Genomic DNA, 9,564 nt, shown 5'->3' on the forward strand with positions numbered 1-9,564 from the left:
AGTTCAAATACGCTTACAAAGGAGGAAAATAGATGAAAAAAATTCTGATTACTGGGGCGTTAGGTCAGATTGGCTCTGAACTCGTATTAAAATTAAGGAAACTCTATGGAGCCGATAATGTGATTGCAACAGATATTCGTAAAAATGATAGTATAGTGGTAACATCAGGTCCATTTGAATTGTTAGATGTAACAGATGAACAAAAAATGTATCAAATAGCGAAAAAGTATGAAGTTGACACTTTAATTCATTTAGTTGCTTTATTGTCAGCAACAGCGGAGGAAAAGCCATTACTTGCATGGAACTTAAATATGGGAAGTTTAATGAACGCACTAGAAGTTTCTAAAGAGTTGAAATTACAACTTTTCACTCCAAGTTCAATTGGCGTTTTTGGACCTACCACACCCTCAAACCTCACGCCTCAAGATACAATTTTAAGACCTACAACGATGTACGGCGTAAATAAGGTCTCAGGCGAGTTATTGTGTGATTATTACTTTCAAAAGTTTGGGGTAGATACAAGAGGATTGCGATTTCCTGGACTGGTTTCTTACGGTACATTACCAGGAGGCGGGACTACAGATTACGCTGTAGAGATTTTTTATAGTTCAGTAAAAAATCAAAGCTACACTTCATACATTGACAAAGGGACTTATATGGATATGATGTATATGCCAGATGCCATTCAAGCTATTATTGACTTAATGGAAGCAGATTCATCCCAGCTTATACACAGAAATGCTTTTAACGTTACAGCTATGAGTATTGCTCCTGAAGATATTGGAGCAGAAATAAAAAAATTTATTCCTTCATTTGTAATGGATTATAAAGTAGATCCTACAAAACAATCCATTGCTGAAAGTTGGCCAAATTCGATTGATGCAACTTGCGCAAAAGAAGAATGGGGTTTTCATATTGAATATGATCTTGGAAAAATGACAAAAGACATGCTTGAAAAGATAAATAAAAATCAGTTGTCTTTCTCTTGAAAATAAATATATAGCACATGATTTTTGTCCTGAATAATATAACAGAGAGAGAAGAAGGCAGCTTGATTAAAAAAGAGTTAGTCAATTATCATAAAATATTATATGATATTCTTAATAGACTATAATACTATAAGGAGATTTATTACTATGAATTTAATTTCAAACAAATTTTTAGCCAAGAAAAAAATAATTTTAATTGCAGTAACAGTTCTCTTACTACTATCAATGTTAATTTCAAATGTTTCAAATGGAGAAACTATAAGTCAAGAAAGGACTACTTATTGTCTTAAAATTTATAATAAAGTAGACACAGAGTCAGGTATGCATTATGCAAGTACATCTGGTGATGCATCTAACAGTGATTACTGTTCTGATGTATACGTAGAGATTCATAAAGATGGATTTGTGGCTGGAAGTAATGGGTGTGGAAGTGTTGGTGGTTTAATGTCTAAACGATCGGATGATGATGGTTTTGTATATACGACTTGGTATGATGATGCTTTGGAATTAGTTAACTCATGCCATGGTGGGTATTCGGACATATATACAAAGGGCGGTGCTCCATGGCATTATTATAATGGTATGTGGTTTATATATGAATAATTTATGAGGTTATTCTATAAAATTTTTATTTTAATATTAATCGTCATATTTGGTATTATCAATTTTATTAATGAAGATATTGATAGAATAGAAGTAATTTATTTAAAAGAACGTAGTGACTACCCTGAAAGTTTTTTAAATAATATACAGCCAACTGAAAGTGAAGATGGTGTTAAACAAAAGTTAACATCATGCAAAAATGTAGGGGGAGATATTGAGTACACTGTTCAATTTGATAATCCGTACACTAATAAATTGAATGGAGTAGTAGGATTTTCATTAGATGGTCCTGCTAATGGATCGATATGGGGTTTCTTCAAAGTTCCAATTGTACCAGGTAAGACTAAAACAATAATTAGTACAAATAATCTGCCAGATGTAGATCGTACTAGAATTGTAGAAGAAGTAATTCCACGCATACAACATGAAGTTAATGTATGTTCAATTCATCTTATTGTATTTGAGGAAAGTATTGATGGTAATAATTTTCATATTGAATCAACAATAGTTACTACCGATTTAAAATAAATAATTGCTCCTGATCTTCTTTATTTTTTACAATTTCTAAGAGGTTTGGAGCAATTTCTATGTAATTAAATCTCTAAAAAATTATATAAGTTTTTAAATTACATTTTAGCTTCTTTTTCAATTTCGATAAATACGCTTATGATTGAATTTCTGTCCAAATTTCCGATTCATGTTCAACAACATACGACGGTAACCATAGATACCCTTAACTTTTTCATAAAGGGATGTCATTAGAATTTCTTTGTTTTGTATTTGCATGAGGGGAAGAAGTGCGATTCATCCATTTTAGTATGCAGATCGTGCAACACCTTCAATTTCACAGAGCAAGGTAATGGAGATGCCTTCCTTTCGATGGAGTTCTAGAATGGCTATGTATTTATCTTTAAATCGAACCTTGTTTAATTTCGCTCCTTTCGATCTCCTCTAACTTTTTTAAGAATACGTTTCTCAACTCGTAATCGTTCATTCTCTTTTCAAGCATCTTCATCCCACGTTTGGCTTTCACTTCTGGAGAAAGCTCTATAGATAGTTTTAACTCGAGAGAATATTTCTTACAAGATCCTTTGAGACCTTCTGTTCCATATTTATCAAATTTATGTTTCCAATCCATAAATGTGGTTCTATAAACCTTACAAATATAAGAAAATTCATTTAAAGAATATTTACCTTCCTCAAACGACTTTAAAATTTCAAGTTTATCCTCTACAGAGAAAGCTTTTCTTTTAGGCATAATAAATACTCCCCTTTAAGTAGCAGAATTTTATTTTTTAATCTGTCTACCTTTAGGGGAGCATATCATCATATGAGGGGGCTAAAAATTTTTTATAAAATTTGAGATAAGAACAATTTTGTACGTTCATGTTTCGGATTATCAAATAACTCTTCAGGTGTACCTTGTTCAATAATTTCTCCTTCATCGAACAAGATAATACGATCTGCAACTTCTCGAGCAAAGTTCATCTCATGAGTGACAACTAACATCGTCATACCTGACTTAGCCAATGTTTTCATAACATCTAGTACCTCTTTAATCATTTCAGGGTCTAATGCGGAGGTAGGTTCATCGAATAACATGATTCTTGGTTGCATTGCCAGTGCTCTTGCTATAGCCACACGCTGTTGTTGTCCTCCAGAAAGCTGACCTGGGTATTTATGTGCTTGTTCTGGAATTCCTACTCTTTCTAATAATTCCATTGCAACTTTTTCTGCTTTCTCACGTTTCCATTTACGAACCCATATTGGAGCTAGGGTAATATTTTTAAGAATAGTCATATGTGGAAATAGATTAAATTGCTGAAATACCATTCCTGTTTCTTTTCGTATCGCATCAATATTAGATACATCGTGAGAGAGGTTAATTTCATCAACGATAATTTCACCTTTTTGAAATTCTTCCAGTGCATTAATCGTTCTTATGAATGTTGATTTACCTGACCCAGAAGGTCCTAAGATAACAACGACTTCACCTTGTTTTACGTTAACATCTACATCTTTTAATACATGGAGTTTTCCGTACCATTTATTTAAATCCTTAACGACTATAATGTCTTCACGTTCTTCTAGTGGCTTTTGTAAGTTTTTTTCATCTAACATATTGAGACCTCCTCTTAACGATTTCCTACACTGAGTGATTTTTCTAGTCTGCGACTCACATGAGCCATTAAATAACAGAAGATAAAGAATACAACTGCACCGAATACGAGAACTTCCATATCTAAACCGATATATTCTGGTTTAGCGATTACTGACAATCCAATTTCTAAAATATCTAATAAACCAATAATTAAGACGAGAGTTGTGTCCTTAAATATAGCAATATATTGGCCTACAATGGCTGGAATAACAGCTTTTAAAGCTTGTGGTAATATGATAAAAATCATCATATACGTTGAGTTTAAACCTAAAGCTTGAGAAGCTTCAAATTGTCCTCTAGGTAATGATTGTAATCCACCTCTTACATTTTCTGCCATATAAGCTGCGCTAAACATGGTTAAGGCTACCATTGCTCCAACAACTTCATCCACCTCGATACCTCCAGTGAAAAGTGGGAGCATAAACTTTGCCATGAATAATACGGTAATTAAAGGAATACCACGAATCACTTCTATATAAATGATACAAAAGTATTTGATAACTGGTAAATCACTTCTTCTACCTAAAGCTAATAAAATACCTAATGGGAAGGAGCATAGGATAGCAACTACAGCGAGAAGAATATTTAACATAAATCCGCCCCACAAGTTTGTACTTACATTCGGTAAAATTCCAAGCCCGTTGATAAAAAATATGACGAAAGGAAAAGAAAGAAACCAACCAATATAAGTAATTTTCTTCACCTTGGGGAACTTGTGACCGATATAAAAGAATGAAAGTAATGTCACCAAATTAGCTATAATCCATAAGCGACTTGAAAGTTCAATAAAAGGTAATAACATGGAAACAAATAATAATCCTCCAATGGTAAAGGCGATACTATTCATAACACCTTTACCGAATCCCCATGACAATCCAAGTAATGCATGAAAGAATAGAAGGAGTGTCCATATTCTCCACACTTGTTCTTCCGGATATCTCCCTACTAACAAAAATCTTAATTCATTTGCTATAACTGCCCATTCAGCAGATATGAACACCCATGTTAAAGCGCTCTTAAGAATAAAATAAACGATTATTGCTATTATTAAGGTTAGAATAGCATTTAGCCAGCTACTAAATAAATTTTCTTTCAACCAGCCAATCACTCCGACTGAAGTTTTTGGTGGAGGAGTTTCAGCCCTTTTTTGAGGTAGTTTGACGTTCATCTGATCACTCATATTTGGTACCTACCTTTCCACCAATTGAAATTTTTTATTGAAGATATTCATTGCAATAGAAGTAATCACGCTTAAAGTTAAATAAACTAGAATGACTAACGTAATATTCTCAATCGAATGACCTGCTTGGTTAATCACTGTTGAGCTCACATAAACTAGATCAGGATAACCAACAGCCATAGCTAAACTTGAATTTTTAATTAGATTAAGGTATTGACTTGTTACTGGGGGAATAATTATTCTTATTGCCTGTGGGAAAATAACTTTACTCATTGTAGTACTATTTTTCAAACCAAGTGCTTTTGAAGCTTCTACTTGTCCTTTAGAGACAGCTTGGATTCCACCACGCACAATTTCAGCTATATAAGCCGAAGTATACACAACTAAAGCAATTAGAATAGCTTGAAAACCAGGTTTCAGAATATAACCGCCCTCGTACAATCTTCCATTTATACTAGGGTAATCAAAAATAAATGGAGCACTTCTTGTAATTAGCAAAGCAACAAGTAATGTTCCAATGAATACAGTTAAAGACCACAAACCAGAGTGTGTGTTAGTCCCCGTTTCAATTTGCTTATTTATTAATCGCGAACGGACGATAACTGCTGCAATTAAACCTACAATAAACAATATAATCCATACAGTTGAACCAGAGGTTGCATTAAACCAAGGTATTGCAGTACCACGATTGCTTATAAATATAGGTCCTAAATTTAGTTCACTTTCTATTTTTGGAAGTGGGAGGATAACGGCGAAATACCATATAAAAATCTGTACTAAAAGTGGTGTGTTTCTAAAAATTTCAACGTATACTGTCGATACTTTTCTTAATAACCAGTTGTTAGATAATCGTGAAATACCTGCAAAAACCCCAACAATACTTGCAATAATAATGCCTACAAAGCCTACTTTAATGGTATTTACGATTCCAACCATATAAGCTCTCAAATAAGAATCCCGTGGTGTATATTCAATTGACTTGTCACCAATATCAAAACCAGCTGTCTTATTTAAAAAATCAAATCCAAATTTAATATTAAGTTTGTCCAAACCAGTCATAGCATTGTTAAAAAGAAAAGAACCAATGATGACCAGGACGACCACAAATAGTATTTGCAATAGTATTGGAATAATCCTCGTATCTCTCCAAAATGGTGTTGCTGTTGATTGTTCCCTTTTCATTAAATGTCACCTCACAATGGTATAAAATAAGCCTGCTCAAAGTATAAACTGTAAGCAGACCTATTAAAAATGTATAGAGCTAAATGTGTTTTACTTGAATGGAGGTGAGTACAGTAGTCCACCATTTGTGTATATATCATTTAGTCCACGGTCTAAGTTGAATACAGTACCTTTACCTAAATGACGTTCAAAGATTTCACCATAATTACCTACTTGTTTAATTGCTTGATAAGCAAAGTCAGCATTTACTTCAAGTTGGCTTCCGAGATTATCCTCTTCTACACCACCTTTTTTTGTTCCCAATAAATCTTGAATAACTGGATCTGTACTATCTAAGAAAGAATCAACATTCTCAGAAGTAATACCTAATTCTTCAGCTCGAATTAGAGCAAATAACACCCATCTAGTTAAGTCAGCCATTTTATCGTCACCACCGGCAACAACTGGACCTAATGGTTCTTTAGACATCGTATCATCCAATATTTTATATTCACTTGAATTTGCCATCGTTGATAATCTTGAAACTAAACCTGATTTATCTGTAGTAAATGCATCTACAGAACCTGCTTCTAATGCGGCTATTGCAGCTTCTTGATTATCAAACGTTTGCGGCTCATAACTTACATTAAGTTTAGCCATTTGGTCAGCAAGGTTTAATTCAGTGGTTGTACCTGTTTCAACCGCTACAATCATCCCGTCCATATCAGTTAAGGAGTTAACACCACTATCTGCTCTTACCATCATGCCTTGACCATCATAGAAAGTGATACCCGCGAAGTTTAATCCTAATTCTACATCACGAGTTGTGGTCCACGTAGTATTACGAGATAATAAATCAATCGCTCCAGTTTGAAGCGCTGTAAAACGTTCTGTAGCTGTTAGAGGTGAGAATTCAACTGCATTTGCATCACCTAATATTGCAGCAGCAACAGCTTTAGCAAAATCAACATCAAATCCAACATATTCTCCGTCTTCTAAATAACTAAAACCAGGTAATTCACCATTTACACCTGCATTTAAAGTTCCACGGTCTTTAATTTGATCTAGTACTGATAGAGTTTCAGCACTTTCATCATCACTACTTGAACAACCAACTAATGCAATAGAAGCTAATAAAAATACGCTTAATAATACCAAAATATTCTTTTTCATATTTTTCCCCCTATAAATACATATTTTTAGTAACATTATGATTTATCATATTTCTTTCATTCAAACTTTATGTGAAATGTATAAATATTTATTTAAAATACTCACATAATACTTACATTGAATGAAAAGAAATAGAATAAAGAATGTCACTTCTATATACTAATATAATACAGTAATTCATATTTTACAAGACAATTTGCGTGATGTTAATGTAATATTTTAGTGTTAAAGCGCTTACATTTTATAGCAAAAAAATATTGAATTGGAAAAATATGATACTGTAATTTTATAAGCATACAGTTTGTTTAAATTATTATAATATAAGAGATATAAGAACACAATGATATTATTTTATAAAGGAATAACAATTCAATTTTTTTGACTAAAAAATATTATATTTTAGATGATTAAATATAATGTAAATAGAATATATTATTCATTTATTTAATTAGTCAAGTGACCATTGACAAAATAGTTCTGTAATGATTATAATTACAGTATATTAAAAAGATTTGCAAGAGAATTTTTTTTCTTTAAACTGTTATTTAAATTATTACAGTATTTAATTAAACTCATTGAAAGGGGAGTTTTATAATGAAATCATTTAATGTAGGGGACTGGGTAAAAGGAGTCAGCAAAGAAGATGAGTTTTTCATTGGATATATAGAGCGAATAAAGGATACAATGGCCAATATATATATTGTACAAAGTGATAACCCCTATTTAATAAATCGCAAGGTTAAAATTCCATCAAACAAAATAACTTTTATGGAACCATCTGATTTATATTTTGAGGGAAATATTTTAAATTTAATTGATATTGCTTTAATTGAAAAAAATGAAGATGATTTTTTAAAGTATACGAATCAGCTCCATGAACTAAGATCAATTCATAACAAACTAAATAACCTGGAAGAAATTAATCTTACAAAAGGAGAAGGGTATCATAGAATATAATTTGATTGACAACACTAAAACATCTCGATAAGATTAGCAGTGTAACAAAGGAGGAGCACTATAATGAACAGTGAATTTACATTAGCTGTACACAGCTTAGCTTATCTTTCGATTTTACCTGATAAAATGTCTACTAGTGATTGCCTCGCTGAAAGTGCATCAGTTCATCCAGTTAGAATACGGAAAGTATTAAGTATTCTTAGGAAAAACGGTTATATTAAATCAAAAGAAGGTGCTGGAGGAGGATTCATTCTAAATACAGATCCTAGTGAAATTTCATTAAAAGATATTTATCAAATGACCTCCGAAGGTTCTTTACAACCTAAATGTTCAAAAAAAAATGAACATTGTTTAATTGGAGCTAATATGCAAATTGTGTTAAATGGCATATTTTCAGAAGGTGAGAAACAACTTTGTGAGTTTTTAAGTCAATACACAATTGAAGATATTATAAACAGAGTGAAGTCTTAACTATTTAATCTAGAGCATGCATGAGTTGGTAACTATTTCAAAGAGTATGTTGTAACTTCCTACCTATATGAATAACCTCAAATAATATGATTTCAGCTATGTTTTATTGTGAAATTAAATAAAACCTAGTAAATTTATATGGATAGTTTTATATGATTGTATTATGATAGAGTTAATATACAATGTTTTAGGTCATTTTTCATATTGGGAGATAGAAGGGGGCTAACTAACTTGGATACTGAAATCCATACTAGACAACGTATTCTAATTGCAGCGGAGGAATTATTTTCAAAAAAAGGGTTTGAAAAAGTCACAATTAGAGAGATAGGTAAAAATGCAAATTGCTCTCATGCAACTATTTATTTTCATTTCAAAGACAAAAAAAACATTTTAGAAAAACTAGCTATAGCACCAATGAAAAAATTATTGTATGATTTAAAAGAAATTTTAAAACGTGATGATATAGATTCAAAAGAGAAGTTAATGAATATTTGTAAATTGCACCTACAGTTTGGTTTATCTAATGTATATTTGTACAAGCAATTTTTTTCTACGGGTTTTAAAGCGGATTATTCAGAAGTATTTTCTGATGAATGGGACAAATTCAGATTTGATATATACAATTTACTTTTTAATGACTTTTTCCCAAACCATTTTAAAACTTTGGATCAAAACCAATTGATTTTAAACAGTAGACTTTTACATTACCAGCTTCATGGTATTATTGTGGTTCACATTGCAAGTGGAAGATATTTTTTGAAAGAAGAAGGAGATCTAATTCCTTTAGTTGAACAAGCAGTTCATAATTTTATCCTTACTAGCAAGCCACGTTAATGTATATTACATTAAATAAAAAAACAAATACTTTA

12 protein-coding genes are annotated in these 9,564 nt (G+C 31.9%); 6 read left to right on the forward strand and 6 right to left on the reverse strand.

The features are described from left to right. The first annotated feature begins 32 nt into the window (after positions 1-32). The 3 genes from ERL59_RS02300 (at position 33) to ERL59_RS02310 (ending at position 2,120) form a co-directional block, all read left to right on the forward strand. Positions 33-989 (forward strand): L-threonine 3-dehydrogenase, encoded by a 957-nt coding sequence (locus ERL59_RS02300; RefSeq protein WP_160644086.1) that lies wholly within the window; start codon positions 33-35, stop codon positions 987-989. A 147-nt stretch (positions 990-1,136) separates the two neighbouring features. Further along, complete coding sequence (locus ERL59_RS02305) at positions 1,137-1,592, forward strand: hypothetical protein (protein WP_160644088.1); 456 nt, start codon at positions 1,137-1,139, stop codon at positions 1,590-1,592. Between the two features lie 3 nt (positions 1,593-1,595). Continuing rightward, positions 1,596-2,120: a hypothetical protein gene (locus tag ERL59_RS02310; RefSeq protein ID WP_160644090.1), complete on the forward strand. Its 525-nt coding sequence runs from the start codon at positions 1,596-1,598 to the stop codon at positions 2,118-2,120. Between the two features lie 117 nt (positions 2,121-2,237). Here ERL59_RS02310 and ERL59_RS21520 read toward each other — a convergent pair whose 3' ends face one another. The 6 genes from ERL59_RS21520 to ERL59_RS02340 all read right to left on the reverse strand — a co-directional run bounded on the left by ERL59_RS21520 (position 2,238) and on the right by ERL59_RS02340 (position 7,267). Beyond that, positions 2,238-2,378 (reverse strand): IS3 family transposase, encoded by a 141-nt coding sequence (locus ERL59_RS21520; RefSeq protein WP_407925670.1) that lies wholly within the window; start codon positions 2,376-2,378, stop codon positions 2,238-2,240. A 124-nt stretch (positions 2,379-2,502) separates the two neighbouring features. After that, entirely contained in the window at positions 2,503-2,850 is a 348-nt protein-coding gene (locus ERL59_RS02320; RefSeq protein ID WP_160644094.1) for a hypothetical protein, read from the reverse strand. 92 nt (positions 2,851-2,942) lie between these two features. Continuing rightward, entirely contained in the window at positions 2,943-3,665 is a 723-nt protein-coding gene (locus ERL59_RS02325) for an amino acid ABC transporter ATP-binding protein (protein ID WP_456236787.1), read from the reverse strand. 62 nt (positions 3,666-3,727) lie between these two features. After that, positions 3,728-4,933, reverse strand: coding sequence for an amino acid ABC transporter permease (locus tag ERL59_RS02330; RefSeq protein ID WP_160644098.1), 1,206 nt, complete (start codon positions 4,931-4,933; stop codon positions 3,728-3,730). 9 nt (positions 4,934-4,942) lie between these two features. Further along, the gene (locus ERL59_RS02335; protein WP_160644100.1) at positions 4,943-6,115 is read right to left on the reverse strand and encodes an amino acid ABC transporter permease; all 1,173 of its coding nucleotides are present in this window, start codon (positions 6,113-6,115) and stop codon (positions 4,943-4,945) included. A 90-nt stretch (positions 6,116-6,205) separates the two neighbouring features. Further along, positions 6,206-7,267 (reverse strand): amino acid ABC transporter substrate-binding protein, encoded by a 1,062-nt coding sequence (locus ERL59_RS02340; RefSeq protein ID WP_160644102.1) that lies wholly within the window; start codon positions 7,265-7,267, stop codon positions 6,206-6,208. Between the two features lie 594 nt (positions 7,268-7,861). Between ERL59_RS02340 and ERL59_RS02345 the strand changes: the two genes are divergently transcribed. From ERL59_RS02345 to ERL59_RS02355, 3 genes are all read left to right on the forward strand, one after another. Continuing rightward, positions 7,862-8,224: an IDEAL domain-containing protein gene (locus ERL59_RS02345; protein ID WP_160644105.1), complete on the forward strand. Its 363-nt coding sequence runs from the start codon at positions 7,862-7,864 to the stop codon at positions 8,222-8,224. Positions 8,225-8,287: 63 nt separating this feature from the next. Then, positions 8,288-8,695, forward strand: a complete 408-nt coding sequence (locus ERL59_RS02350; RefSeq protein ID WP_160644106.1) for an RrF2 family transcriptional regulator — start codon at positions 8,288-8,290, stop codon at positions 8,693-8,695. A gap of 231 nt (positions 8,696-8,926) precedes the next feature. Continuing rightward, the gene (locus ERL59_RS02355; protein WP_160644108.1) at positions 8,927-9,529 is read left to right on the forward strand and encodes a TetR/AcrR family transcriptional regulator; all 603 of its coding nucleotides are present in this window, start codon (positions 8,927-8,929) and stop codon (positions 9,527-9,529) included. Positions 9,530-9,564 lie beyond the last annotated feature (35 nt).

This window comes from Chengkuizengella marina, assembly GCF_009910845.1.
Classification (GTDB): Bacteria; Bacillota; Bacilli; order Paenibacillales; family KCTC-33759; genus Chengkuizengella; species Chengkuizengella marina.